Source organism: Viridibacillus sp. NPDC096237, from assembly GCF_050278625.1.
Lineage (GTDB): Bacteria > Bacillota > Bacilli > Bacillales_A > Planococcaceae > Viridibacillus.
Genome location: NZ_JBNNTI010000003.1, coordinates 88,032 through 113,700, shown reverse-complemented (window position 1 = coordinate 113,700; position 25,669 = coordinate 88,032). Strand labels below are relative to the sequence as shown.

Sequence of the window (25,669 nt, the reverse complement as noted above, 5' to 3'; positions counted from 1 at the left end):
AATTTGTTAAACACATAATATCACTCTAATATTTCTATTGCAATTACAATGCTCAACCGATTTTTCACAATAAAAAAGACTACTCCATACCTATAGTGTGGAGTAGTCTCTTGAAATGGTATTTTAAGCTATTAGCTAAAAAGGCCACTAATACCGTCTATTATTTTTTGGAAAAAGTTTTTAACACTTGCCCAAAAGCCCGAATCGCTTTTAATATCTTCTGAAATGCTACCTAGTTTATCTTTTAACGTACTACTTAAGTCTTCTAATTGACTGCCCCATTTACTAAAATCGATATCTAATTTACTGATTTTATTCATTAAATTAATTAGCAGTTGGCGGTCTTTATCGCTCAAATTAATCTCTAATTTGCTAAGTTGTTCGTTTACAATTTTTTCAACATCTTCTTTTGTTGCGGGTTTTTGTTCTGCAATTTGCTTTTTGATTTCAGTTAATAGTTGGCTTACTTTTTCATCGTCAACGCCTGCTTTTTGTGCTAAATCTGTTGCGACAGAAAGTTCTTCATTCGCTACATCAGTACGTTCTGTGTCTAGCTTTTCACCAGTTGTTACTTCATATGCTTTATAAATACCTACAAGTGCAGAGTGTCCTGTAACTGCTTTAGGAGCTGCTACTTCTACTACAGCGTCCTCAATACCAGCTGTTAACATAGCATTTGCATACATATCTGATGTTACTTGTGTAATATTTTGTGGTGTTACAATATTAATGACTAATCCGACTCCAGCATCTTTACGCGTAATCTTCGCTGAAGAATACATACGAGAACGTGCATCACCATCTGAAATATACTTTACTAAATCAGCACCTGTTACTGTAATCTCTTCTACTTCTGCTTCACTTGCTACATTTAGACTTTTCTTCACGCTTTCTTTTTCTGTATCTGATAAATTGCCACCGTAAACAACGATTGGCACACCTAATTTTTCATTAATAGCTTTTGTTGCTGAAGTATCAGTTGTGCTTGCAAAGCTAATCGGGGGTGCTACAACTGAAGTTGTTAAAAACATTGCCGTTAAGATGGCTAAAAATTTCTTTTTCATTTCTATTTCCTCCTTCATTTAAAAGTGTTTCATATACGTTTGTAGAGTAGACTATTTCATACAGATGCGTTCTTAAGCAACGAATAGTATGACTTCTATCAAACTGATTGTATTAAGAAAAACTAACTAAATAACTGAATCAAAAAAATTTGTTGATAGCAATTGCTACATACTATGATTTTACTTATTTTCTCACCACTATGTATTATTACGAAAAAAAGGAGCAAAAAGTTTCTGAAAGTATGGAAACTTTCTACTTTTGCTCCATCAATTTTATTCTTTAATTTCAGTCCAACCATCTACTTGTGTAATTCGTCCGGCTTTCATTAATGTTCCTAAAGCGCGTTTAAACGAAGCTTTACTCATATGGAACATCTCTTTGATTTCCTCAGGAGACGATTTATCTCCAAAAGGCATTTTGCCGCCAATTTCTTGTAAGTAAGCAAAGATTTTCTCAGCGTCATCCGATAGACGTTCGTATTTACGTGGTAACATTGAAGCGTTAATAGTACCGTCTTCCTTCACTTCAATTACACGTACTGAGATATCTGCACCAAGGCGAGGCTCTGCATTACGTTCTGATTCGTGTACAAAAATACGATAAGGTGTATCTACACCAATAAGGAATGTTCCAACTGGTAGTAAACGGTATGGACGAGCGATGATATTTTGGTTGAAAAGTTCAGGTTCTGCATCTTCATACATTTCCAATACTTTTTCCTCTGTAGCAAGGCGTCCGAATAAACCTCCATCACGGTCTGTACGCAACGTGATAAATAAATGATTGCCCGGCTCTGGCCATAGTGGCTTAAGCTTTGGTAAATCCTCCGCTGGTACTAATACCTCTCTAGAAGTACCGATATCAACATAAGCACCGTCACGATCTTTCACATGTAATACGCGTGCCCAGCCGTATTCATCTTTATTAATATGAGGTATAGCTGTTGTAGCGGATAGATTTCCTCTACGGTCAGCAAATAAAAATACCTCAATTTTACTATTTAGTTCTAAAGGCTCCGTTACTTCCGAAATATTAAGTGGAATATCAACAAAATCATTGGTTAGAATATACTTTGATTCTTGTTTTTCTTTCACAAATAATTTAACGATATCGCCTGATTGTAATTCTGCCATACATCTAGCTCCCTTCATATGACATATCATTCACTTTGTTGAGTTTTTAACTCCTCAAGCTTTTGAATAAATGTAGGATTTTCTTCCATCACTTGTATAAGATCTGCTATGCGGTCTATAGAATTCCAACTTAAATGATGCTCAATTCCTTCAACATCATTGTAAATTCGTTCTTCATCTACACCAATTAGTCTTAAAAAATTCTCTAGTAGATCATGTCGTTCTACTAAACGCTTGCCTAGTTTGGAGCCTTTAGGGGTCAACATGAGGCCTCTATAACGTTCGTACACTAAGTAACCATCTTTATCAAGCTTCTGAACCATTTTGGTAACAGAGGAAGGAAGAACTGACAATGCTTCAGCGATATCCGATACGCGCGCATAACCCTTTTGATCAATTAATAAGTATATTTGTTCGATGTGGTCTTCCATACTCGGTGTCGGCATCTCATGTCCCTCTCTTTCCATATCCTACTGTATAGTTTACTACAAGCACTAATAAAACGTAACCTAAAACGGTAAATGAGCGTACCTATTACAGGGAATTGTTCTTTTAATGTGTCGATTTCTGACTAACAATGTGAATCGCATGTATGATTTGTTTATTAATTTTCTCGATGCTCTCGGGTGTCTTTAAAATAGTGTAGGCTCTTTCACGAGCTTCTTTTGTTGTCACAAAATGATTATCTAAATGATTTAACGTAATAGCACAAATATCTAATTCACATTTTTGGCAGCGACAAAATGTTGGATAGTCAGGACCATGAATAGTGAAAGTCACAAGTCCTCGCACGATTTCCTCTGTTACGTTCAACAATTTCACTTCTTCAGTAACTATCGAGGTTTTCATTTGTTCCGTCATATTCTCTCTCCTTCAAGTACTTCCGACAATTCCCTTATGTTTAATTTTTTCGAAAAAGGGAATTATTTATACATAACAACAAAAGGGGTGTTCCTAATGGGGAAACTGCTATGGTGGATTATCTGTATTTTAATCGCATTCTGGTTACTTGGCTTACTTTTTAAAATTGGTGGCGGTCTCATCCACATTATTTTAGTCATTGCGGGTATTATGTTCTTCGTTCAGCTACTGGCAGGAAAGAAATCATTATAACATTCGAATGCCAATGCGTAAACGCATTGGCATTCGATTTTTTTATTGTGTTTTGGCATATATACAAGTATCTCTCAATACTTTTCCGTTAGCAGAAAGTGAATCATTTTTAAAGATTCCCTCTAATTCGTATTGTGCTCGTTCAGCAACAGCTCTACTACGAATATTCTCAACATCGCAACGAATTTCTATACGCGCAGCATGTAACTCTTCAAAAGCAAATTGTGTAATACGTTCAACTGCCTCTGTCATATAGCCTTGACCTTCATGACGTGCATCTAACCAATAGCCAATTTCAAACTTTGGAATATCCCAATCGATTTTGTGTAAACCAGAGCTACCTATAAATTCTCCTGTCGCCTTTAAAAATATATGCAATCTCAAGTCTTTTCTCGCCAAAAAATCTGCAATAGCTTGTCGAATATTCTCTCTTGTCTCTTCAGATTTAGGTAATGTCTGAGCCCAAGGCATGTATTGTTTCAATGACGTTGCTGATTCAATAATCGAATCCCAAACTGCTTCAGCATCTTCCATAAGCGGCATACGTATAATCAATCTTTCAGAATTAAACGTATTAGGGAAATCCCAGTTTTTTTCAAAACGAACTTCCTCTTTTACTTTTTCATCGTCCCAACTAACAGGCGTTGTTTTGCCTTCTAAAAAATCTTCACGGGTGATGCCATATGTGACAGCATCATAGTATGCATACTCTTTTGGTACAAACCAAGCTTGTCTTAAATGTGCCTCCTTTAAGAAACCAGCACGCTCAAAGGTTTTGCGCATTGGGAAGTTATCCTGTCGTGTATGCCCTTCAAGACGAATCTTCTTCTCATGCAAACTGAATACATAATTTGAGACCAGCCTTAATGCAGCAGTACCATGCCCTAACCCACGCCATTTTTCCGCAATACGTAGATCAAAAAGAGGTATTTCATCTTGCAGATCATAAATCTTCACCAAACCTACCTTTTCGCCTTCATCGCTTTCTAACCAGAACGTCTTCACCTCTTCTGACTCGTAGCCACCCTCATCAATCGCCTTTTCAACTAGTTCACGACCTGGATGAGAATTGACGTGATATGGCCACGTATTCATCGTCATAAAATGTATTAACTGTTCCTGTTCTTCCATTGTCCACTCTATTAGTTTCACATTACTCGACCTCCGATTACGCGATACAGTTATTTCTGCATGCGCATTAAACGTAACGAATTTAATACTACTAGTAGGGTTGCACCCATATCTGCAAAGATAGCAATCCAGAGTGTCAACCATCCTGGAATAATTAGAAGTAATGCTATCAATTTTAGCCCTAATGCAAACATAATATTTTCTTTAACAATTCGCAACGTTTTTCGACTAAGTCTTATCGTATATGGTAATTTTTCTAGGTCATCTGCCATTAATGCCACATCCGCTGTCTCTAATGCTGTATCCGTACCAGCACCTCCCATCGCAATGCCAACTGTTGCATTCGCTAAAGCAGGTGCATCGTTAATACCATCTCCAACCATAGCAACCGAACCATACTGAGACTGTAGTTCTTTCATAGCCTGTAGTTTGTCTTCTGGTAATAACCCAGCACGTATATCAGTTAACTGAAGTTCCTGCGCTATAGCTCGAGCTGTTGGCTCAGCATCACCAGTTAGCATAACAGTATGTGCAATACCATTGTCACGAAGTTTTTGAATGACACTTACACTATTACTTCGAACTTTATCTGCAATTGCTATAGAACCAAGGAAAGTTTCTCCTGACATTACGGCAATAACAGATTTCCCTTCTTTTTGAAAGTTGCTAATAGTAGATTGCATAGCTTTAGGAATACTTACTATTTCTTGAATCCATGTTAAACTCCCTACAGAAATACGAGCACCATCTATTTCAGCATATGCACCCTTACCTGTCACCGATTGAAATTGTTCAGCAATAGCTGGTAGTACCTTATGTTTTTTTGCATATTGTAAAATTGCACGAGCTAATGGATGCTGAGATGACTGTTCCACTGCAGCTACTAAACGAATCAAAGTTTCTTCCGTAATATGATCCGCTACTAATACATTTGTTACTTCAGGTACGCCATTTGTTAATGTACCTGTTTTATCAAATGCAATTGCTTTTATACGCCCAAGTTGTTCTAGATGAACTCCACCTTTAATGAGAACTCCTTGTCTTGCTGCGTTTCCAATTGCTGTGACAATTGCCACTGGGGTTGAAATAACAAGTGCACATGGGCAGCCGACTACTAATACAGCTAATCCTTGATATATCCAGTGATTCCAATCGCCCAAAAATAGTGGTGTTATAAATGCCACTAATAAAGCGATTAAAATAATTAGTGGTGTGTAATATTTTGCAAACTGATCTACAAACTTTTGGGCAGGAGCTTTTTCTGCCTGGGCTTCTTCTACTAAATGAATGATTTTCGCAATCGTTGTATCTTTTACATGTTTCGTAACTAAGATTTCCAACGCGCCCTCTTCATTTAATGTTCCCGCAAATACTTCGTCGCCTATTTCTTTCCTTACTGGAATTGATTCACCCGTAATTGGAGCTTGATTTACACTTGAAATACCACTTTGCACTTTACCGTCCATTGCAATCTTTTGCCCCGGTTTTACAATTAATATATCACCAATTAGAATATCCTCTGTTGCAAGTTCTACTAATTGATCTCCTCTACGTACCATCGCAGTTGCTGGTGCAATATCCATCAAACTACTGATTGACTGTCTTGCCTTATTCATCGAATATGCTTCTAACGCTTCGCTAACAGCAAATAAAAAGACAACAACTGCCCCTTCTTGCCATTCGCCTATTATTGCTGCTCCAATAATGGCAATCGTCATTAACGTTTTCATATCAAATTCTAATCGAAGTAAATTTTTAAATCCTGTTTTGAAAATATCATATCCGCCAATGACTATGGCTAATAAAAACAAAGTTATCGCTGGTAAATAATCATCACCTTTAAACGATGCCACTAAATAACCTGCTAAAACGAATATTAAAGAAATACCCGCTAAGATATTTTCTTTCTTCTTAAAAAATGGAGTATTTTTTTCAATCCTTCTATCATCTGCATGATTAACTTTTATGCCATCAAAGGCACCTGCTTCTTCAAGTTGTTCAATTGATGCTTCTCCTATAACTGTGAGCTTTGCTGCTCCAAAATTTAATTGCACTCCATCTACTGTAGAGATATTTTGAATGTTCTTTTCAAATTTCTTTGCACAACTCGCACAAGATAAATTCTGCAATCTATACTCTTGCTGCTCAGTTTTTTTCAATGCAATCCCCTTCTTTCAAATGTTCATAGGCAATTTTCACAAGTAGTTCAACATGATTATCTGCAAGTTCATAATAAATGAGTTTCCCCTTACGATGCGATTTTGCTAAAGCATTATCGCGTAAATACCTTAAATGATGCGATGCTGTTGCCGTTGAGGAACCTATAATCGCTGCTACATCACAGACACACAATGCTTTTTCAATTGTTAATGCATATAAAATCTTTAAGCGCGTTTCATCTGAAAATGCTTTAAAGAATTGAGCTAACTTTTGCAATTCGGGAATTTGACTTTGTACTCGCTCTACCGCTTCATCATGTACTTTAGTTACTTCACACATATCTTTTTGCATTCTGCACCTCCTCATTCAAACATCCATTTGATTGTTGATATCAGTATACATTTTTTATATATTTTATTCAAATGGTCGTTTGATTGTTCAGGACAATTTTCTCCATTGTTTATATTTTGAATTTTCAATATAATTAATTAAAAAGATAATTAGGAGAGATTAGTTATGAATAAAGGGAGATGGAATGCTATAACAGACGTCCCAAATGTACGAGTTGGGCATGTAACATTACACAAAAAGTTAGATGAGGAAGACACAATTTGTACGGGTGTAACAGCGATCTTATCCCATAACCAAAATCCATTTGAACAAAAAGTACCTGCTGCAAGCTTTGTATTGAATGGCTTTGGTAAAACAGCCGGTCTTATACAAATAGAAGAATTAGGGGTACTAGAATCGCCTATTATGCTAACAAACACATTTAGTGTCGGAGCAGTTTTAGAAGGTACTTTGCAGTATATGTTGCAAGAAAATCCGTCAATTGGAGATTCTACTAGCTCACTTAATATTGTTGTTGGTGAATGTAACGATAGTCATTTAAATAGCATGCGTTTAATGGCCGTTAGACCCGAGCATGCACAAAATGCAATCCAAAATGCTGAGGGTGGACCTGTTCAACAAGGAGCAGTGGGTGCTGGTAAAGGTATGATTTGTTACAACGTCAAAGGAGGAATTGGTTCCTCTTCTAGAATTGTGGATAACGAAGATCGAGCTTATACAGTTGGAGTATTATCTTTAACAAACTTTGGCAATGCCCATGAATGCAAATTTGCGAACTGGCAACAAAAACAAATCGACAAGCCAGATGGTTCAGTCATTATCGTTGTCGCTACCGATGCACCAGTTGATGCACGTCAACTAAAGCGTTTGGCTAAACGCGCTTCCATTGGCTTAGGTAGAACAGGAACACATATCCATAATGGTAGTGGTGATATTATTATCGGCTTTTCAAATGCCTATACAATCCCACACACTTCAAATTCCTTAACTGCAGAACATTCAATATTACGTGATGATACAGACGTAATGAATAACCTTTTCCAAGCGGTTATTGAAGCGACTGAAGAATCTATATACCAGTCTATACTACATGCTGAAACGACAACTGGACGGAAAGGTCGCATGATTAGCAAAGGGCAATTATAAAAAAAAAAGAAGCCTGGCATTATTGCCAAGCTTCCTTTTCGTATTAAGCTAATATTTGCCAACCGAGCGTTACTAAAACAATACCTACAAATAATGTGAGGACTGGATACAATAACACCGCACGATAATCACGTTCTTCTATTAATTTTATAACATCAAAAGCAAATGTAGAAAATGTAGTGAATGCTCCTAAAAAGCCAATTGTGAAGAATGAGGTAAGCGTCGCTTGCTCCGACCCTAAATGTAAAGCCATCCCTATCAATAGTGAACCAACACTATTTACAAGAAATGTAGAGATAAAAAAGGGTTGTTCCTTTCGCTTCATCCACTCAATCACACCATAACGAGCTACGGCACCGAGGCCACCACCTATAGCAACTAAAAACCAGGTCATAATCGTTCACCTGCTTTTACTTTCGGTACTGTGCATAAGTAGCCAAAAGAAGCTAACGCTACGCAGACGCCTGTCATCATAATTGCGTATACTATGGCTAATAACGTACTAGTCTGCATAAGTGCAAGCCAACTAGCAGAAAAAGTGGAGAATGTCGTAAATGCCCCTAACATACCTGTTGTTAAAAAAAGTCGTAATGAATTGGCTGGTTTATAACGAACAAATAGCCCGTTTAATACTCCTAATATAGCACTCCCTATTCCATTAACAACCCACAACACCCATTCTGACGGTACTGTTATTGTCACACCATAGCGAAGCATTACTCCTATCATACCGCCAATAGCGACTGATATTATTTCTACCATTTACAAAACACCTTCTATAGTTATTGAGCCTTTAATAATAATTTCTTACCATTAGGCACATCACTTGTAATAATGGTTTCATGATACTTACCATTCGCCCAATCGTCAACTTGATCGTTATACCACTCAGACTTCATATGTCCACTTTGTCCAGGTCCAACAATATGGTATCCCTTCGATAAGTCACTTAAATCTGCAACAAAGCGCCAAGATGCACCATGATATACATTACCTTTCCCATCATTTGCCGCTGCTTGTACGGTAAACTTAGAGCCACCGGTAGGTACTGGCTTTGGATTTAGTAATTTCGCCAGAATTGGTGAAGCAGCTGATAACGGATGGTTAAATGTTAACTGATGATAATCTCCCCATTGCCACTTCTCGGCATTTTTTCCGTATTTATCTTCAATATCTTTTATAGTCTTTTTAAAAGAATTGTACATAAGCTGGTCAATGCCACCTGCTTTAGTCACCCATGCACCTTGTTTTCCTGCAAAGGCTTGGCGCATAATTTCATCCGTAATATTATATTTTCCAGGCATCATTGCATACACATCTTCTGGTAAATTATCTTCAAACAATTCCTTCTGAACTTTAACTATCCACAAGTTGAAAACTAGCGGAGCACCAGATTCTTTTGAATCGACTTGATTCCAGTCCTCCATCATTTTCAAAATGTCCTTATATTCATTTCTACTATCCGATCGTTTTACTGAGCCTAACATATCTTTCAAAAACTCACCTGCATATAAGTCCTTCTGATCCATTTGCAAGTTTTGCATATCTTTTACTGTCAGCTTGTTATTGCTCTCTAGTACTTCATATATTCGTTCATAACGATATGGCTGTGCCCAGAAATCAGTAATATGATATGGATATTCTTCACCGACTACTTCGTTATTTGCTGTCGCAATAAAGCCTTCCTCAGGATTTACGACTTTTGGCAATTTATCGTAATCGATATAGCCCTTCCAGTCATACTCTTTTGAATCCCCGGGCACTGGTAGCTGACCGTCACCTTTTTTACGAATTGGAATACGACCATTTGCTTTATAAGCTATCGTTCCGTCCTCTGAAGCAAAAACAAAGTTTTGCGCAGGTGCTTGGAAATCTTCTAAAGCTGTTTCAAACTGCTCCCAATTTTCTGCACGGTTAATATTTAGTATCGCTTGTAATTCCAATGTTGGTTCTAAAGCAGTCCATTGCATAGAAAATACCGAAGTCGGCTTTTCTTTATTAAATGCTAAATCTGAAATAATCGGACCATGTCTCGTTTCTACCACTTCAAAGTCTACAGTTTTTCCACCTTTGATTTTAATAGGTTCACCTCGTACTGTAGCCTTCTCCCACTTACCTTCATATTTATATTCAGTTGCATTACTTGGATTTGGTGTTTCGATATATAAATCCTGTACATCAGGGCTTACATTCGTTACACCCCAAGCTACTTTTTCGTTATGCCCTAAAATAATCCCAGGTATTCCTGCAAAAATAACTCCGCTCACATTCTGAGTAGGGCTCACCAAATGCATTTGATACCAAATAGATGGCGTACTTAAACCTAAATGTGGATCATCCGCTAGTAAAGGCTTGCCTGACTCTGTTTTACTGCCCGATACAACCCAGTTATTACTGCCATTAAATTCATGCGGCAATAGCGACGCATCGAATTGTCCTGCAACTTTTACAGGCGTTTTTTTATTTGCTGCAATAATCGATTTCGCATTGTCTGGATACTTAATGAATAACTCTTTTGCCTCTTCATCTGGTAAATTGTTTAATGCCCAGTGTCTAAACGCTAACATATCCCAATTTCCACCTAAATCATAGGCCATGTATTTACCAATCGTTAATGAATCAACGGGTGTCCAAGGCTCAGGTTCATAGCCAAGCAAACGAAATTCATACGATAAAGTACCCTCTTTCTTTGCTTGTTCCATAAATGCGTTTACACCTTCAGCATACCAAGCTAAAACTTGCTTAGCCTCTTGTGAATAGCCCGCTTCAGACTTTTCAGCAGCTGAGTGCAAACTAAATGTACGGAAGAATTTATCCGTATCTACTGCAGATTTACCAACGACCTCTGCCAGTCTACCGCTTGCCTGTCTTCTCGCTAAATCCATTTGAAATAGTCGATCCTGAGCTTGAATAAAACCTTGCGCTCGATATAAATCTGCATCTGTTTTAGCTGTGAGATGGGGAACACCTTTGTCATCACGTACAACTTTCACATTTTCATCCAATACTGCTACTTGCATTTCACCATCTATTTTCGGTTTAGATTTACCTATGTAACCATTAACAAAAATAAGTGCTCCACATGCAATAAGTATTAAAACCCCTATAGTCCAGCTCAGCCATTTCCATAATCGACCCCGCTTTTTCTCATTGGTCATAATTTCGCCCCCCTTACCCCTACTATATTCAGCTCCCGAAGTAATTTTTCCTCTTATATAAAATAAAAAAACCATGCTTTTTCGACAAAAAGCGTGGTTCTTCTATTAAAACAAATCATATTAATGTTAATACTATTGGACAATGGTCACTTCCTAGAATACTAGCATGTACTTCTGCACCTTCAATTCTATCTTGTAAACGATCTGAAACAATGAAGTAATCGATCCGCCATCCAATATTCCGTTCTCTTACTTTATTCATATAAGACCACCATGTATAAGTATCGGTTTGTATTGGAAATAAATAACGATAAGTGTCTGTAAATCCAGAACCTAACAACCTTGTCATTCTGCCACGCTCTTCTGCTGTAAAACCTGAATTACCGATATTCGACTTAGCATTTTTTATATCTATTTCTTCATGTGCAACATTCAAATCACCGCAGTAAATAACAGGCTTTACTTCGTCTAAGGATAATAAGTACGCTCTCAACTCATCCTCCCATTCAATTCGATAATCAAGACGGGCTAAGTCACGTTTTGAGTTTGGTGTATACACATTTACTAAATAAAAATTTTCATATTCTAATGTAATGATACGGCCTTCTTCTTGCGTCGATTGGTCACCTATACCATATTTAACGGACAATGGGGTATGTTTTGTAAATATAGCTGTTCCAGAATAACCTTTGCGCTCTGCGTAATTCCAATATTGTTCATAGCCTGGTAAATCTAATTCAACTTGTCCAGCTTGGCATTTTGATTCTTGAATACTGAAAAAATCTGCATCTATTTCATTAAAATATTCTAAAAAACCCTTTTTCAAGCATGCTCGAATTCCATTAACATTCCAAGATATAAATTTCATAGTATACACCCTTTTAAATATAAATACGCCTTCCGCATGAATTACGAAAGGCGTTCTCTGTAGTTTTTAGTTTCATAAAGTTTGTACTAATTAGTTTTTAGAAGGTTCTTCTCCAACAATTTTCACTTCTAATTCTAACTCAATATCAAATTTTTCTTTAACAGTAGCTTGCACCATTTTAATTGTGTTGATGTAATCGGTAGCTGTAGCGCCACCTTTATTTACGATAAAGCCAGCATGTTTTGTGGAAACCTCTGCACCACCTACACCTTTACCTTGCAGCTCGCTGTCTTGAATCAATTTACCAGCAAAGTAACCTGGAGGGCGTTTGAAAACACTTCCTGCTGAAGGGTATTCAAGCGGTTGTTTCGATTCACGTAAAAATGTTAACTCAGCAATTTTCGCATCAATTTCTTGTTGATTACCTTGTTTTAATTCAAACTCAGAAGATAATACGTAGTAGCCTTTTTTAGAGATAATACTTTTACGGTAGCTTAGATCAAGTTGTTCTTTGTTTAGAACTAATTTTTCGCCAGTTGGTGTTAGTACAGTTGAATGTAAAATAACATCATTTATCTCCCCGCCGTATGCACCTGCATTCATAGCCATTGCGCCACCAATAGATCCTGGAATACCACATGAGAATTCTAGACCTGTTAAAGTTGCCTCTGCCGCTGCTATTGATACGTCTTTAATCAAAGCACCCGCTTGTGCATAAACAGTTGTACCTTTAATACGGATTTCGTCCAATCTCGAAAAATTCAGGACAATTCCTCTAACTCCTCCATCACGTACAACCATATTCGAGCCATTCCCTAATAGCAAAATCGGGATATTGTTGTTATTTGCATATTTCACAATTGCTATTACTTCTTCTTCAGTAGAAGGCATGACAAAAACATCAGCTCTACCGCCTAGCTTTGTCATCGTGTATTGATCTAGTGGTTCATCTATTTTAACGTTTTCAGGATTTACTATAGTAGATAATTTTGCTGCCCATTGTTGTTTCATTATTAAAAGACCTTTCCTTTCTAAACTTCTATTCCTTCATAGTATGAATAGACAACGGCATTTTTACAAGTGATATTCACTTAAAGCCATTTTTTAGACCAATTTTCGATCTCACTGATTGCCGCTTTTAAACCTTGGCCTTTTTCTGTCAAAGTATATTCTACGCGAACGGGCACTTCAGTATACACATGGCGCTCAACAAGACCTTCTTTTTCAAGCTCTTTTAAACGCTCAGATAACAGTCGACCGCTTATTGGCATCGATGATTCAATTTCATTAAAGCGCTGCGGTCCATCTAATAATTGATATAAGATCAAGCCCATCCAGCGTTTACCTATCAAATCCATAGATTTTGCTAAACGAGGGCATAATGCTGATTCTTTCATTTTTTTCACCTCTATATATGTTATTGTAACGGGATTATTTTAAAAAGTAAACTTAGGGTAACTTATTTACTTGATGTAACTAAATTATTATTTTATAGTTATTTACGAAAAGTAAGTGTATAAAAATTAATTGCGAGGAGGAACTTCTTTGACTTTCAAATTAGATCCCAAAATGACATTAGGATATGTACATTTACGTGTACAATCTCTCGAAAAACAAAAAGCATTTTATCAAATGTTAGGGTTCCACATTATTCAGGAAACAGCGACTGAAGTTATATTTGGTGCTGGTAGTACTGAACCAATTCTTATATTAACTACATCTCAGGATGTTGTTCCTAGACCATCACGTACTACAGGTCTTTTTCACTTCGCTATATTAGTACCGACCAGAGAGGATCTAGCTCATATGATAGGAAATTTATTAGAAGTTGGTGCCCCAATTTCTGGAGCAGGTGACCATCTATACTCTGAAGCATTCTATCTAAGTGATCCAGAAGGCAACGGTATTGAAATATACCGCGATTTACCTAGAAGTGAGTGGGCCATTGAACCAAACGGTCAAGTGAACACAGCTACAGAACCAATTGATTTCCAAGGAATTATGGCTTTGTACAATCCAGAGCGTGCATGGACGGGATTCCCTAAAGGTACAATTTTAGGCCATATGCATATAAATGTTACTAGCTTAAATGATTCAACAAGCCACTTCTATTTAAAAGCTCTAGGCTTAGACTTAATGACCAACTTTATGGATTCAGCATTCTTTATGTCCGCTGGTGGTTATCATCACCACATAGCGACAAATATATGGCAAGGTATAGGCGCTCCACTTCCACCACAAAATGCTACTGGATTAATGGGCTACTCACTTAAGTTGTCTTCAAAAGATGAATTAAAAAAATTGAAAGAAAGCTTGCAAACTTACAATGTTTCATTCTCTGAAATTGAGGGGAAAATAATTATAAAAGATTTAAATAATAGTGACATGATTTTCTATACACAAACATAAAATTCATGTGTAACACAAATGCAAATTATCTTTAATTCAAAACTCTTTATTTCGAGATAATATTATATTATGATAAATATACTAAATAACAAACACTTTTTAGGAGGATTTTAAAATGACAAAATATAATGTAGACCAAGCTCACTCTAATTTAGGCTTCCAAGTAAAACACATGATGATTTCAAAAGTTAAAGGTAACTTCGGTTCTTTCACTGCAGATATTGATGCTAATCCAGAAGATTTAACTGGTGCATCAATTAAATTTGAAATTGATGTAGCGAGTATAAATTCAAACAATGCAGATCGTGATACCCACTTAAAGTCATCTGAGTTCTTTGATGTTGAACAATTCCCTAAAATGACTTTCGTAGCAACAAACATTAAATCTACTAGTAATGGCGAATACGAAATTACTGGAGATTTCACTATTAAAGGTGTAACAAAATCTGTAACTTTTGAAGCTGAATACGGAGGTAAAGGTACAAACCCATGGGGTCAAGAAGTTGTAGGTTTTGAAGCTGAAACAAAAATTAACCGCAAAGACTTCGGTTTAACTTGGAATGCAGCACTTGAAACTGGTGGCGTACTAGTTGGCGATGATATCAATATTAATATCGAACTTGAAGCTAACCCTGCCTAAGTCAGTAAAAAACTTGTATTTAGCCTAACCATCCTAACCAGTCACACTTCTGTGACTGTTTTTTTTGTTATATAATCACTCAAAACATATGTAGGAACATTTCTATTGGAACAACCCTATAATTTTCCCAACCAGATTCCCTTTAAGTTGCTCATCCAACTTTTAAAATCACTTAAACTGTAAATTTGAAACTATTTTAATCACATTTCCGTAAATGGTAATATATATAATATAGGGGGTGCTTTTTATGGAAACTGGAGTATATGAAGGAGACTCATTTTTTTCTACAGGTGGCTTTTTTGTTGGGGCTGGATTTGGCGGTATATTTATTTCGATTATTTTTATTATAGTTTTTTTGGGTATCATTTTTACAATTGTTAAAGGTATATCTCAGTGGTCTAAAAATAATGCTTCTCCTATTTTAACTGTGCCCGCAGAGGTTGTTACAAAGCGTTCGAAAACGTCTGGTGGCAGTGGAGATACTTCCCCTAGCACTAGGTATTATACGACCTTCGAGGTACAAAGTGGCGACCGAATTGAGTTGCCTGTAAGCGGAAGTGAATACGGTATGCTCGTTGAAGGAGACTTTGGTTTACTAACATTTCAAGGGACTCGATATAAAGGTTTTGAACGTAATGGAAAAGAGGGAAGCACCATTTAATGGGCCTCCCTCTTTCTTTATGAATAGCCCAACTAAAATTAAGCGTGAACAACTGTTAATGATTTTGCTGCTACTTTAACGCGCTCCATACCTTCAGCAATAATTGCTTCTGCTTTGTCTGGCATTGCATTATGACCTTCGATAATAACTTCTTCTACTGACATACCGAATACGCCACCGAAAACGTTACGCATATAGTTTACAGCCATTTCCATTGGTGCTGTTTCTGGAGTTGAATAAATACCACCACGAGCGCTTAAAAGAATAGCTTTTTTCTCTGGCATTAAGTTAATCATGTTACCTTCTGCATCATATTTGAAAGCAAAACCTGCTTGGTATACGTAATCAACGAAAGTTTGTAATTTTGCTGGGATTGTTAAGTTCCATAATGGGAATGCAAATACTACTACGTCAGCAGCAGTTAAAGCGTCCATTGCTTTTTGTTTTGCAGCTAAAAGACGGCCTTCTAAATCTGTAAGCTCTTCACCGTTTTGTACTTTACCAAACGCATTAAATAAATCTTGACCGAAGTATGGTAGATCCTCAGCAAATACATCAAATGTAGTCACGTTTAGATCTTGGGCTCCTTTTACCTCTTCCATAAATACTTCATACATTTTACTAGAAACGCCTTCAGTAGAAGGACGGTTATTTGCTTTAACAACTAATACATTTGTCAATTTAATCTCTCACTCTCTTAATTAAAATTATTACCCTACAAAATATCTCAAATTCGAGATAATTTTATTTTATAAAAAGACAGATACACTGTCAATGCATCTGCTCTCAGACTTTTGACTGAAGATTAAAGTTCGCACTGGCCATCTTCACAAATGCCTGTACCTTTAGCTCCAACCACTTTAAGCGTAGGTTGAATCCCTTCTTCAACTGCAACTTTACGAATAGTTTCTTCGAATAATTCTTGTGGTTGCGCACCTGAAATCGCATATTTACGATTTAATACAAAGAATGGGACACCTCTAACACCTAATTGAGAAGCCTCTTGAATATCTGCCAATACCTCTGAAGCATACTCATCTGAATTTACTACATCTAGTACTCTCTCACGATTTAAACCAACTTCTACTGCCAACCCTACTAATACTTCAGTTGAGCCAATTTGTTTTCCTTCAATAAAGTGTGCAAGTAGCAAACGCTCAGTCATTTCAGCAGCCTTACCTTCTGCTTCGGCATATTTTGCTAAACGATGTGATTTAAAAGTATTTGCAGGTTTCATATGATCGAAATCATAATCTAATCCCACTTCTTTTGCACGGCTAGCAACACTAACTGTTTGGGCTTTTGCCGCTTCAATTGAAGAACCGAATTTTTTTGCTAAAGCTTCATACATTGATTCATCCGAAATAGCCGGGGTATTTGGATCTAATTGATAGCTTTTAAATATTATTTCTGTTTGTTCACTGAATCCTGTATCTTGCAAAGCTTTTTCTAATTGTCTTTTACCAATATAACAAAATGGACATACATAGTCTGACCAAATTTCAATTTTCATCAATGCTCACCTCTTGGAGACATTGTATATGTGAACATCTGAAACAGCAATTTATCTGCTTATACATAATTTCTCAATTACTCCACATGCTAAAAAAAACTGTACTTGGAGGCATTTTATGGAATCTTCAATTTGGCTAGATAAACAAACACCTTTTGCAAGACCTTCACTTGAACAATCAATTGAAACTGATATCTGTATTATTGGTGGTGGTATTTCTGGCATACTTGCAGCTTACTTACTCTCAAAGGTTGGAAGGAAGGTTACTTTATTAGAAGGCAATACTTTATTTTCAGGTGCTACCGGTCATTCCACTGGTAAGGTAACTGCACAACAAGGTCTATTATATAGCCAACTCATTACTAAGTTTGGTGTTGAAGCGGCACAGCAATATTATGAGCTTAGCCAACAAGCTGTGGAATTATCATTCAATTTAGCAGAATCCGATTGTGTCCACCATGCCGATTCCTTCTTATATACAGAAAAAGCTGAAGGTAGAAAGGACTTAGAAAATGAATGGGAGGCTTATCAGACACTTGGTATTCCAGGAGAATGGAATGCCGATTGCGAAATTCCGTATGACATTGTCGCCTCCCTAAAGATGCCAAAACAAGCGCAAATTGATCCTGTACGCTTTGGACGATCTATCGCAGAAAAAGCATTGCAAGCCGGAGCTGAGATTTATGAACAGTCTCGCGTACAAAAGGTTAATATATTAAAACCATGTGTAGAGTTAAAAAATGGCCATACAGTTTGTTATAAAGAGCTAATTTTATGCTCCCATTATCCTCTAGAGGCTATTATTGGTATGCAAATTTTCAAACTTGAAGTAACTCGTTCTTATATCGTGACTTTTGAAGCAAGCGAATTGTATAAAGGGCAGTATTTATCAATTGATAAACCTGGTCGCTCTATTCGAACAACTTTGATTGATGACAAACCTTTTATATTATTAGCTGGCGATAGTCACCCTGCAGGTACTATTTCCAATACATCTATGTATTATGAAGCGTTAAAACAGGAGGCAAAAGATAAATTCGCAGCCCAGAACTGCAACTACCACTGGTCAGCTCAGGATCCTGAAACAGTAGATTTAATTCCTTATGTAGGTCAAATTAGTTCACGTTTACCGAATATTTGGATGGCTTCTGGTTTCAGAAAATGGGGGTTAGCTAATTCAATCGTAGCTGCTCAACTTCTTCGTGATGGGATTGTTGGTAAACCGAACGCAGGAATATCTCTTTATTCTCCTAAACATACAAAATTTGGTGATGCAGTTTTCCAAGCGTTGAAACTAGGGGGAAAAGTAACAAAAGATTTTGTCGGCGGTCATGTCACACGTCGTGCTATGCCACGCTGTACGCATTTAGGTTGTAAGACTAGATGGAACGAAGCAGATGAAACATGGGATTGCCCTTGTCATGGCTCACGTTTTTCGAAGGATGGTGCAGTACTTGAGGGACCTGCCGTATATCCACTTGACCTAAGTGGATTATAAAGTTGGTCGTAAATAGGATTTTCAGATAACCCGAACGTTTCCTGCAATAAAAAAACCGCCTATTCCAATTGAAATAGGCAGTTCCTCCTCAAATGAGGATTATTTTAATGCATCAGTTAGTGATGGGACAATTTGTTTTTTACGAGAAACTACGCCTTTTAATAGCGCGCTATTATTATCAGCGACAACGTTAAATGCTGCATAAGCTTTTTCAGCTTGTGCTCCTATTGCAACAGCAACAGAATAATTGTTTATGATATCCGTTACAACGAAGAAGAATAGATCTAGACCCTTTTCTGTTACAGTATTGTTCAATAAAACTTCTAAATCCGCTTGACGATTTAAAACGTCATTTACATCAACAGCATTTACTTGAGCGATGACAACTCTGTGGTCACCCATGCTGAATTCTTTTGCATCAAGAGAAAGTAAATCTTCTAATGATTTATCACTTAAATCAGCACCTGCTTTTAACATTGCAAGACCATACTCAGCAGCGTCAACATCTGCAATTGCAGCTAACTCATTAGCTGCTTTTACATCTTGCTCTGTGCATGTTGGTGATTTGAATAATAATGTATCAGAGATGATAGCAGACAACATAAGACCAGCATAGTTAGTTGGAATCTCAACATCATTTTCTTTAAAAATTTTATTTAGGATTGTTGCTGTACAGCCAACAGGTTCCGCACGGTAGTACAATGGGTCAGCTGTTTCAAAGTTAGCAATACGGTGATGATCAATAACTTCAGTCACTTGAACTTCAGCGATATCATCAGCACTTTGTTGGCGTTCGTTATGATCAACTAAGATTACTTGAACAGCTTCTCCTGCAACTTTTTCCACTAAGCGTGGTGCTTCAAATCCGAATTTTTCTAAAGCGTAAGCTGTTTCGTTATTCAGTTCGCCAAGGCGAACAGCCTCAGCATCAACGCCTAGTTGTTTTTTTAAATATGCATATACTAACGCAGATGTGATTGTATCAGTATCTGGGTTTTTGTGTCCGAATACAAGTACTTTACTCATTTAAATTTTGCCTCCTAGATTTCTCTAATTTCCGAATATATTTTATCACACATATCAATGAAAAAGAATGCCAGCGCATTTGATGGTGATTGTTAAACCTTATTATGGTCTTTTTTAAAAGCATAAATATTCCTGTATTCTATTTTATTAATTTAAGAATAAAAAACATCTTAATTAGTTCTAGAACCCCTTAGATTAATATAGTCTTTTTTATCCACAAAATTAATCAATAACCATAAAAATCATGTAATTAGACTTAATACTATGTTACTATTTCTAATATAGTATATGCATATAATAAAGAGGGGTAATAATGGAAAATAAGATCGAAAAGAAATACATACCACTAGCTGAATATTTCAGCTCCGCAAAAGGCGATAAAATTCAACTTTCGTTCACAGAAATCGAAACGATTATGGGACATTCATTACCTAATTCCTCCTATTTAAATAAGAGTTGGTGGAAAAAAACAAAACCTCCTCTGAAACACTATCTTGCTTGGGTGGAACAAGGTTATTATGTTACAACTATACAACCTGGTTATCATGTGACATTTGAAAAACCTTCTAGTAGCGATAACTCCGATATGGACAGCTCTGATAAGACCATGAGCACTTATATCATCCGTTCAATTGAGACAGATGATGCACGTGATTTAATCAAGTTATTTTCTACATTAGACGCTGAGACAGATTTTATGCTCTATGGTGAAAACGAACGTGATCCATCTGTACAAAGCTTACGTAAAAAGATTACTAGTTTACGTAAAAACAATTCTAGTTCTATTTTGGTAGCTATTGTTGAGGGGCAAATTGGAGGAATGCTCTCTATTTCAGGTAATACAGCCCCGCGTGCTAAACACCGTGCATCCATTTATCTTGGTGTTATGCAAAAATTCACTAACCAAGGTATCGGCACAGCCCTTTTAAAAGAAGCTGAAAAATGGGCTTTGTCAAATACCATTCAAAGACTTGAGCTAAGTGTTTGTAAATCCAATACAATCGCAATCAATATGTACAATAAAATGGGCTTTGAAATAGATGGAGAGCGTCAACGATCTTTAAAAATAAATGATCAATATGAAGATGAATTTTATATGAGTAAACTATTAGATATATGATCACTAAAAAAGCTATGCAATTTTTGCATAGCTTTTCTAGTTTATCTATAAACCTTTTGACTTATAGTAAGTTGATCCATTAATTCCATATTTGGTTCATATCCAATTCCATAACCTTCTGGCACTGAAATATACCCATCTTCTACAAATACTTCAGGTGAAATAATATCTTGTTCCCAATAATGACTAGAGCCTGCAGTATCTCCTGGTAACACAAAATTCCCCAGCGTTGTTAGTGCTACATTATGCGCTCTACCAATGCCGGATTCTAACATGCCGCCACACCAAACTTTAATGCCATTTTGCTGGCATAGATCATGAATTCGTTTTGCTTCAGTTAAGCCACCTACTCGACCGAACTTGATGTTTATGACTCCACAGCTGCCAAGCTCAATCGCCGTACGTGCATCTTCATAAGAACAAATACTCTCATCTAAACAAATTGGCGTTTTCAAATGCTTTTGTAGCTTTGCATGGTTGATAATATCATCCGATGCAAGCGGTTGCTCTATCATCATTAAATTGTATTCATCTAGTTTTTTTAACAACTCGATGTCATCTAAAGTATAAGCTGAGTTGGCATCAGCCATTAACGGAACTTGTGGAAACTTTTCTCGGATTGCTTGAATAACTTCGATGTCCTTGCCAGGCTTAATCTTCACCTTCATACGTTTATAGCCAGCAGCAATATAATTTTCAATGTACTGCAATAGCTGCTCAATTGTCGGTTGAATACCTATACTTATACCAACTTCAATTTTCTTTTTCGTTCCACCTAATGCATGCGCAAGTGACTGTTTAGTACACTTCGCGTATAAATCCCATACCGCGCATTCAAGAGTCGCCTTTGCCATTTTATTTTGGCGAATTGCTTTGAATATATCACTTATCTCACCTGGATGCTGAATGACTTTATTAAGTACTAATGGAATAAGGAAATCCTCAAGCATATGCCAACTCGTTTTAACTGTCTCCTCTGTATACCAAGGGATTTCAAAAGCAACCCCTTCTCCCCAACCAGATAGTCCATTATCATCTTTAGCTTCTAATATTAAAAATTGCTTATCTTGCAATGTACCAAAACTTGTTGAAAATGGGGATTTCATTCGCATACTTAGTTGCCGAATTTTAATTTCTGTTATCTTCACACTACCGCACCCTTCACTATCCAATCTAGATTAACGCTTTAATAAAACATACGCTAATCTAAGATTTTCAGCAAGAGAGGGCTTCTTTTTCTGCTTGTGCAAATGCTCCTAAAACAGTTCGTGCTAAAATTTCTACTCCGACGATTAGTTGGGCTTTATTAAATGTCATTTTTGGATGGTGCAGTCCCGGAGTTAATCCGCAACCGAGTCCTAACATTGCTGCCTTTACATTCGCCCTTTTAACCGTATAAAAGTGAAAATCCTCTCCTCCTGGCGTAATAATGGGGGGACGTAAATACTCTTCACCTACTGATTCGATAATTGCTTGCTCGATTATTTCTTTTGCCTCATCATCCACTTCAGCCGCAGCAACTCGAACTTGTTCTTGTAGATCAATTGACACTTCATAAAGCGATTCAATTGCCCGTATTGTGCGTTCGATACCTTCATGTAGCTGCTCAATTCCTTCATTTGTTTGAGCACGTACATCGATTGAGAAATAGGCTTTCGCTGGGATTATATTCCCGGATTCTCCACCTGCTTGAAATTTCGTAACTTTTACCGAGAATGGGATCATAGTATCTATATGAATCGTTTTTAGTGCTTCAATTAAGCTTGCACCAATTTCGATTGCATTTTTACCTAAATGTGGTCTTGCCGCATGTGATTCAACACCGTTAATTTGGCCACATAATAACCTAGATGCACCGTGATATAGTGCTGGGCAAAAAGTGCCGTCACTTAGCTCCTGTATCGGACGGACGTGCACGCCAAATAAATAATCCATATCGTCGACCAATCCACGATCAACAAAGGACAATGCTCCCTGCCCTTTTTCTTCAGCTGGTTGAAATAATACCCTAATGGTACCTCTCGATGTTCTTTTCAAACGTTTTAATAACAACAAAACTCCAATTACCATTGTCATATGCGCATCATGTCCACAAGAATGATGTGCTTGAAATTCTCCATCAACCTCTTGCCACAAGGCATCGATATCAGTTCGTAGCCCTACTACTGGTCTACCCTTACCAATTTCAACATATAAGCCCGTACTATCTGCGAATGTATGCACCTCGTATCCTTCTTGTTCTAATATTCCTTTTATATATTCAGTCGTCCGCCTCTCTTTCCAGCTAATTTCAGGATTCTCATGCAAATATTTAAAAATACTCTGTAATTGTGGTTCAAGTAATGTTAACTGCTCCTTCATCATAAGCGTCTCCTATCTATTTATTTTTGATATATATTATCTCTTTTTCCTTATTATATTTACACAATTTTTCTCTCTTATAGGTATATATATGTAACATTCAGTTTGGTTATCGTGAATAATGTTTATTATTCATCAAAAAAACTCGTTTTTCAAAAAACGGGTTTTAGTTCGTAGACAAACTCGTAGAAATCCGAGTTTATCTACGGTCTTTTTGATTTTTTAAAATAGATAGATAATACCGTCGATTTCCGCTACGGTGGACGCTTTCCGCGGGTGGGCGCCACCTCCACTCCAATCAACTACACATGTAATAAAAACAATTTTTTGAGGTGATAGAAAATAATGATAGTAAAAAATCCTAAAAGAGATCAAATCGAAATGATTGCTTTGGATCCACGAGCACCTCAAGAACATCTTAAGAGAAAATTGAGAGTTCGGTGACCAACCTTAAAAGGTCTTAAAATAGTGTCCATGCAGGGATGCTTACTTTTGCTGCTGTGTAATTAAAGAAACTCGCCAATTGTGCTTGGCAAAGTTCAAAAATGGAAGACAAGTTAACACTCAAAGAGTATTTTACCTATAATAGAGAATTTTAAATAACAAAAGGCATTCAGGATCATTCTGAATGCCTTTTGTTGATATACTGAACCCATTTTTCGAAAAATGAGTTTTAGTATTTCTTACATCAAATTTAGTTTTTTCGCTTCAAATATTAGTTCTTCTTTAAATTTAGGATGCGCAATCTCGATTAATGCCTTTGCCCTAGCTGATATCGATTTTCCTTTTAGCTCTGCTACACCATACTCGGTTACTACTTTATCTACTTCATTTTTTGATGTAGTAACAACAGAGCCATTTGTTAATAATACTTTTATTCTCGAAATGGTATCGTTTTTAGTCGTCGAATGCATGCATATAAACCCTCGACCATTTTCCGCAAAGTTTGCTCCACGCGCAAAATCAAATTGCCCACCAGTGGAAGAATAATACTTGCCTGCAACTGTTTCAGAAGCACATTGACCATATATGTCCACTTCCGTCGTGGCATTGATTGAAACAATATTATCCTCTTTCGCAATTAAACGTGGATCGTTCGTTACATCAACCGTTTGGAATTCCACAATTGGGTTATTATGTAGGAACTTATATAACTTGTCCGTCCCTAAAGCAAACGTTCCAACTATTTTTCCTTTATTGGTTTTCTTCTGCGAACCATCTACTACACCTTTCTCTACTAATCCTACTACTCCGTCCGTTATCAGTTCTGTATGAATACCTAAATGGCGATGATCATTTAGTAAACTAATAACCGCATTTGGAATCGAACCTATCCCAGCTTGCAATGTGTCACCATTTTTAATATATTCTGCAACGTATTCTGCAATCCGTATATCCTTTTCTTCGATTACTGGATCTGGATTTTTCACAAGTGGAGTATGATGCTCTATAAAGCCCTCGATTTGACTAATATGTATTAAATTTTGACCAAACGTTCTTGGCATATGCTCATTGACTTCCAAGAAAAAGGGCGCATTACCAATAAAACAAGCAGCATAATCTGCTTGAGTTCCAAGCGTAAAATATCCATGCTCATCCATTGGAGATGCAACGGCCATTATAAGAGATGCTTTCGTATAATTCTTCATAATACGAGGTACCTCATGAAAATAGTTTGGCATCAATTCACAGTGCCCATTATGATACGCTTTACGTGTTGCACCACTCAAAAAGTATGAGACATGTGATAAGTGCCCTTTAAAAGCTCCATCTATATATTTACGTGGATGCATCGTTAACATTTGATGAATCCGCACATTATTTAAGCGTTCCGCGTTCTCTTCTAAAATATCCAGTAGCTTCACTGGTTCTCCATTCGAAATCGGTAAAATAATATCTGCTCCGTCCTCTATATATGAGAGAACATCTTCTGGTTTTTTTAACTTCGCCTTGTACTGTCCATGAAAAACATCTACCATTCAAAATCCTTCTCCATTTCTGCATTACACATGAATTTCACTTAAAAATATCACCTTTCTCTTAGAATAACACAACACCCTATTTCCAAGATATTTTCATACAAAAAGAAAGGGAATTCGTATGATACCCTTTCTTAGAAAAAGTATTCTCACTAAAACTATTAACAATATCCTTAGAGATATCCACATTCTTTTAAAAAATACTGAAAAATCCTATTAGTTATCCATAAATCACTACATTAATTTAAATAAAGCTAATTTTTTATCCACTATTCACATTTTTATCCCCACTATACACAAAATACTACAGAAAAAAGCAGTTCACCTTTAAAAGGGA

Annotated in this window: 26 protein-coding genes; 7 read left to right on the top strand and 19 right to left on the bottom strand. The window is 36.7% G+C overall.

Annotation, left to right across the window (positions count from 1 at the left end; genetic code table 11):
* Positions 1-131 precede the first annotated feature (131 nt).
* The 4 genes from ACQKMD_RS04340 to ACQKMD_RS04325 all read right to left on the bottom strand — a co-directional run bounded on the left by ACQKMD_RS04340 (position 132) and on the right by ACQKMD_RS04325 (position 3,059).
* Positions 132-1,064: a DUF1002 domain-containing protein gene (locus tag ACQKMD_RS04340; protein ID WP_427749804.1), complete on the bottom strand. Its 933-nt coding sequence runs from the start codon at positions 1,062-1,064 to the stop codon at positions 132-134.
* Positions 1,065-1,337: 273 nt separating this feature from the next.
* On the bottom strand, positions 1,338-2,198 hold the full coding sequence (locus tag ACQKMD_RS04335; protein WP_427749802.1) for a CvfB family protein: 861 nt from the start codon (positions 2,196-2,198) through the stop codon (positions 1,338-1,340).
* Positions 2,199-2,224: 26 nt separating this feature from the next.
* A complete protein-coding gene (mntR, locus tag ACQKMD_RS04330) occupies positions 2,225-2,644 on the bottom strand; it encodes a transcriptional regulator MntR (protein ID WP_427749800.1) in 420 nt (139 codons plus the stop codon).
* 106 nt (positions 2,645-2,750) lie between these two features.
* Complete coding sequence (locus ACQKMD_RS04325) at positions 2,751-3,059, bottom strand: late competence development ComFB family protein (RefSeq protein ID WP_427749798.1); 309 nt, start codon at positions 3,057-3,059, stop codon at positions 2,751-2,753.
* A 96-nt stretch (positions 3,060-3,155) separates the two neighbouring features.
* Between ACQKMD_RS04325 and ACQKMD_RS04320 the strand changes: the two genes are divergently transcribed.
* Positions 3,156-3,311: a lmo0937 family membrane protein gene (locus tag ACQKMD_RS04320; protein WP_427749796.1), complete on the top strand. Its 156-nt coding sequence runs from the start codon at positions 3,156-3,158 to the stop codon at positions 3,309-3,311.
* Positions 3,312-3,353: 42 nt separating this feature from the next.
* On the opposite strand, the gene ACQKMD_RS04315 is transcribed toward ACQKMD_RS04320, so the two are convergent.
* Genes ACQKMD_RS04315 through ACQKMD_RS04305 form a run of 3 tightly spaced genes read right to left on the bottom strand, consistent with a single transcriptional unit; the run spans position 3,354 to position 6,953 of the window.
* A complete protein-coding gene (locus tag ACQKMD_RS04315) occupies positions 3,354-4,463 on the bottom strand; it encodes a GNAT family N-acetyltransferase (protein WP_427749795.1) in 1,110 nt (369 codons plus the stop codon).
* A gap of 29 nt (positions 4,464-4,492) precedes the next feature.
* Entirely contained in the window at positions 4,493-6,601 is a 2,109-nt protein-coding gene (locus tag ACQKMD_RS04310; protein WP_427749793.1) for a heavy metal translocating P-type ATPase, read from the bottom strand.
* The gene (locus tag ACQKMD_RS04305) at positions 6,588-6,953 is read right to left on the bottom strand and encodes an ArsR/SmtB family transcription factor (protein WP_427749791.1); all 366 of its coding nucleotides are present in this window, start codon (positions 6,951-6,953) and stop codon (positions 6,588-6,590) included. Before ACQKMD_RS04305 ends, ACQKMD_RS04310 begins: the two co-directional genes overlap by 14 nt.
* A 165-nt stretch (positions 6,954-7,118) precedes the next feature.
* On the opposite strand from ACQKMD_RS04305, the gene ACQKMD_RS04300 reads away from it, so the two are divergent.
* Complete coding sequence (locus ACQKMD_RS04300) at positions 7,119-8,099, top strand: P1 family peptidase (protein WP_427749789.1); 981 nt, start codon at positions 7,119-7,121, stop codon at positions 8,097-8,099.
* 43 nt (positions 8,100-8,142) lie between these two features.
* Here the strand turns inward: ACQKMD_RS04300 and crcB are convergent, their stop codons facing one another.
* The 6 genes from crcB to ACQKMD_RS04270 form a co-directional block, all read right to left on the bottom strand.
* Positions 8,143-8,493 (bottom strand): fluoride efflux transporter CrcB, encoded by a 351-nt coding sequence (crcB, locus tag ACQKMD_RS04295; protein ID WP_427749787.1) that lies wholly within the window; start codon positions 8,491-8,493, stop codon positions 8,143-8,145.
* On the bottom strand, positions 8,490-8,861 hold the full coding sequence (locus ACQKMD_RS04290) for a fluoride efflux transporter FluC (RefSeq protein WP_427749785.1): 372 nt from the start codon (positions 8,859-8,861) through the stop codon (positions 8,490-8,492). The genes crcB and ACQKMD_RS04290 overlap by 4 nt, the downstream gene beginning before the upstream one ends.
* Positions 8,862-8,881: 20 nt before the next feature.
* A complete protein-coding gene (locus ACQKMD_RS04285; RefSeq protein ID WP_427749783.1) occupies positions 8,882-11,257 on the bottom strand; it encodes a penicillin acylase family protein in 2,376 nt (791 codons plus the stop codon).
* Positions 11,258-11,372: 115 nt separating this feature from the next.
* The gene (locus ACQKMD_RS04280; protein ID WP_427749781.1) at positions 11,373-12,125 is read right to left on the bottom strand and encodes an exodeoxyribonuclease III; all 753 of its coding nucleotides are present in this window, start codon (positions 12,123-12,125) and stop codon (positions 11,373-11,375) included.
* 90 nt (positions 12,126-12,215) lie between these two features.
* The gene (gene murB / locus ACQKMD_RS04275) at positions 12,216-13,139 is read right to left on the bottom strand and encodes a UDP-N-acetylmuramate dehydrogenase (protein WP_427749873.1); all 924 of its coding nucleotides are present in this window, start codon (positions 13,137-13,139) and stop codon (positions 12,216-12,218) included.
* Positions 13,140-13,216: 77 nt separating this feature from the next.
* Complete coding sequence (locus ACQKMD_RS04270) at positions 13,217-13,522, bottom strand: winged helix-turn-helix transcriptional regulator (RefSeq protein ID WP_427749779.1); 306 nt, start codon at positions 13,520-13,522, stop codon at positions 13,217-13,219.
* A gap of 148 nt (positions 13,523-13,670) precedes the next feature.
* Between ACQKMD_RS04270 and ACQKMD_RS04265 the strand changes: the two genes are divergently transcribed.
* From ACQKMD_RS04265 to ACQKMD_RS04255, 3 genes are all read left to right on the top strand, one after another.
* A complete protein-coding gene (locus tag ACQKMD_RS04265; RefSeq protein WP_427749777.1) occupies positions 13,671-14,534 on the top strand; it encodes a VOC family protein in 864 nt (287 codons plus the stop codon).
* 115 nt (positions 14,535-14,649) lie between these two features.
* On the top strand, positions 14,650-15,174 hold the full coding sequence (locus ACQKMD_RS04260) for a YceI family protein (RefSeq protein WP_427749775.1): 525 nt from the start codon (positions 14,650-14,652) through the stop codon (positions 15,172-15,174).
* Positions 15,175-15,421: 247 nt separating this feature from the next.
* Positions 15,422-15,835: a DUF2500 domain-containing protein gene (locus tag ACQKMD_RS04255; RefSeq protein WP_427749773.1), complete on the top strand. Its 414-nt coding sequence runs from the start codon at positions 15,422-15,424 to the stop codon at positions 15,833-15,835.
* A gap of 38 nt (positions 15,836-15,873) precedes the next feature.
* On the opposite strand, the gene ACQKMD_RS04250 is transcribed toward ACQKMD_RS04255, so the two are convergent.
* Together ACQKMD_RS04250 and ACQKMD_RS04245 are read right to left on the bottom strand one after the other, a co-directional pair.
* Complete coding sequence (locus tag ACQKMD_RS04250) at positions 15,874-16,515, bottom strand: FMN-dependent NADH-azoreductase (RefSeq protein ID WP_427749772.1); 642 nt, start codon at positions 16,513-16,515, stop codon at positions 15,874-15,876.
* 125 nt (positions 16,516-16,640) lie between these two features.
* Positions 16,641-17,348, bottom strand: coding sequence for a DsbA family oxidoreductase (locus tag ACQKMD_RS04245; RefSeq protein WP_427749770.1), 708 nt, complete (start codon positions 17,346-17,348; stop codon positions 16,641-16,643).
* Between the two features lie 118 nt (positions 17,349-17,466).
* Between ACQKMD_RS04245 and ACQKMD_RS04240 the strand changes: the two genes are divergently transcribed.
* Positions 17,467-18,846 carry an FAD-dependent oxidoreductase gene (locus tag ACQKMD_RS04240; RefSeq protein ID WP_427749768.1) on the top strand — a complete coding sequence of 460 codons (1,380 nt, stop codon included), beginning with the start codon at positions 17,467-17,469 and terminating at the stop codon, positions 18,844-18,846.
* A gap of 99 nt (positions 18,847-18,945) precedes the next feature.
* Here ACQKMD_RS04240 and ACQKMD_RS04235 read toward each other — a convergent pair whose 3' ends face one another.
* Positions 18,946-19,872, bottom strand: coding sequence for a manganese-dependent inorganic pyrophosphatase (locus tag ACQKMD_RS04235; RefSeq protein ID WP_427749767.1), 927 nt, complete (start codon positions 19,870-19,872; stop codon positions 18,946-18,948).
* Between the two features lie 313 nt (positions 19,873-20,185).
* On the opposite strand from ACQKMD_RS04235, the gene ACQKMD_RS04230 reads away from it, so the two are divergent.
* The gene (locus ACQKMD_RS04230) at positions 20,186-20,992 is read left to right on the top strand and encodes an N-acetyltransferase family protein (protein WP_427749765.1); all 807 of its coding nucleotides are present in this window, start codon (positions 20,186-20,188) and stop codon (positions 20,990-20,992) included.
* Between the two features lie 41 nt (positions 20,993-21,033).
* Here ACQKMD_RS04230 and menC read toward each other — a convergent pair whose 3' ends face one another.
* The 3 genes from menC to ACQKMD_RS04215 all read right to left on the bottom strand — a co-directional run bounded on the left by menC (position 21,034) and on the right by ACQKMD_RS04215 (position 25,332).
* Complete coding sequence (gene menC, locus ACQKMD_RS04225) at positions 21,034-22,140, bottom strand: o-succinylbenzoate synthase (RefSeq protein ID WP_427749763.1); 1,107 nt, start codon at positions 22,138-22,140, stop codon at positions 21,034-21,036.
* 67 nt (positions 22,141-22,207) lie between these two features.
* The gene (locus ACQKMD_RS04220) at positions 22,208-23,353 is read right to left on the bottom strand and encodes a M20 peptidase aminoacylase family protein (RefSeq protein ID WP_427749871.1); all 1,146 of its coding nucleotides are present in this window, start codon (positions 23,351-23,353) and stop codon (positions 22,208-22,210) included.
* Between the two features lie 683 nt (positions 23,354-24,036).
* Positions 24,037-25,332, bottom strand: a complete 1,296-nt coding sequence (locus tag ACQKMD_RS04215; protein WP_427749761.1) for an acetyl-CoA hydrolase/transferase family protein — start codon at positions 25,330-25,332, stop codon at positions 24,037-24,039.
* Positions 25,333-25,669 lie beyond the last annotated feature (337 nt).

Coding starts and splice junctions, on each gene's coding strand:
- ACQKMD_RS04340 (WP_427749804.1), bottom strand. CDS start 1,064: ATGAAAAAGAAATTTTTAGCCATCTTAACGGCAATGTTTTTAACAACT.
- ACQKMD_RS04335 (WP_427749802.1), bottom strand. CDS start 2,198: ATGGCAGAATTACAATCAGGCGATATCGTTAAATTATTTGTGAAAGAA.
- mntR (WP_427749800.1), bottom strand. CDS start 2,644: ATGCCGACACCGAGTATGGAAGACCACATCGAACAAATATACTTATTA.
- ACQKMD_RS04325 (WP_427749798.1), bottom strand. CDS start 3,059: ATGACGGAACAAATGAAAACCTCGATAGTTACTGAAGAAGTGAAATTG.
- ACQKMD_RS04320 (WP_427749796.1), top strand. CDS start 3,156: ATGGGGAAACTGCTATGGTGGATTATCTGTATTTTAATCGCATTCTGG.
- ACQKMD_RS04305 (WP_427749791.1), bottom strand. CDS start 6,953: ATGCAAAAAGATATGTGTGAAGTAACTAAAGTACATGATGAAGCGGTA.
- ACQKMD_RS04300 (WP_427749789.1), top strand. CDS start 7,119: ATGAATAAAGGGAGATGGAATGCTATAACAGACGTCCCAAATGTACGA.
- crcB (WP_427749787.1), bottom strand. CDS start 8,493: ATGACCTGGTTTTTAGTTGCTATAGGTGGTGGCCTCGGTGCCGTAGCT.
- ACQKMD_RS04290 (WP_427749785.1), bottom strand. CDS start 8,861: ATGGTAGAAATAATATCAGTCGCTATTGGCGGTATGATAGGAGTAATG.
- ACQKMD_RS04285 (WP_427749783.1), bottom strand. CDS start 11,257: ATGACCAATGAGAAAAAGCGGGGTCGATTATGGAAATGGCTGAGCTGG.
- ACQKMD_RS04280 (WP_427749781.1), bottom strand. CDS start 12,125: ATGAAATTTATATCTTGGAATGTTAATGGAATTCGAGCATGCTTGAAA.
- ACQKMD_RS04270 (WP_427749779.1), bottom strand. CDS start 13,522: ATGAAAGAATCAGCATTATGCCCTCGTTTAGCAAAATCTATGGATTTG.
- ACQKMD_RS04260 (WP_427749775.1), top strand. CDS start 14,650: ATGACAAAATATAATGTAGACCAAGCTCACTCTAATTTAGGCTTCCAA.
- ACQKMD_RS04255 (WP_427749773.1), top strand. CDS start 15,422: ATGGAAACTGGAGTATATGAAGGAGACTCATTTTTTTCTACAGGTGGC.
- ACQKMD_RS04245 (WP_427749770.1), bottom strand. CDS start 17,348: ATGAAAATTGAAATTTGGTCAGACTATGTATGTCCATTTTGTTATATT.
- ACQKMD_RS04240 (WP_427749768.1), top strand. CDS start 17,467: ATGGAATCTTCAATTTGGCTAGATAAACAAACACCTTTTGCAAGACCT.
- ACQKMD_RS04235 (WP_427749767.1), bottom strand. CDS start 19,872: ATGAGTAAAGTACTTGTATTCGGACACAAAAACCCAGATACTGATACA.
- ACQKMD_RS04230 (WP_427749765.1), top strand. CDS start 20,186: ATGGAAAATAAGATCGAAAAGAAATACATACCACTAGCTGAATATTTC.
- ACQKMD_RS04220 (WP_427749871.1), bottom strand. CDS start 23,353: ATGAAGGAGCAGTTAACATTACTTGAACCACAATTACAGAGTATTTTT.
- ACQKMD_RS04215 (WP_427749761.1), bottom strand. CDS start 25,332: ATGGTAGATGTTTTTCATGGACAGTACAAGGCGAAGTTAAAAAAACCA.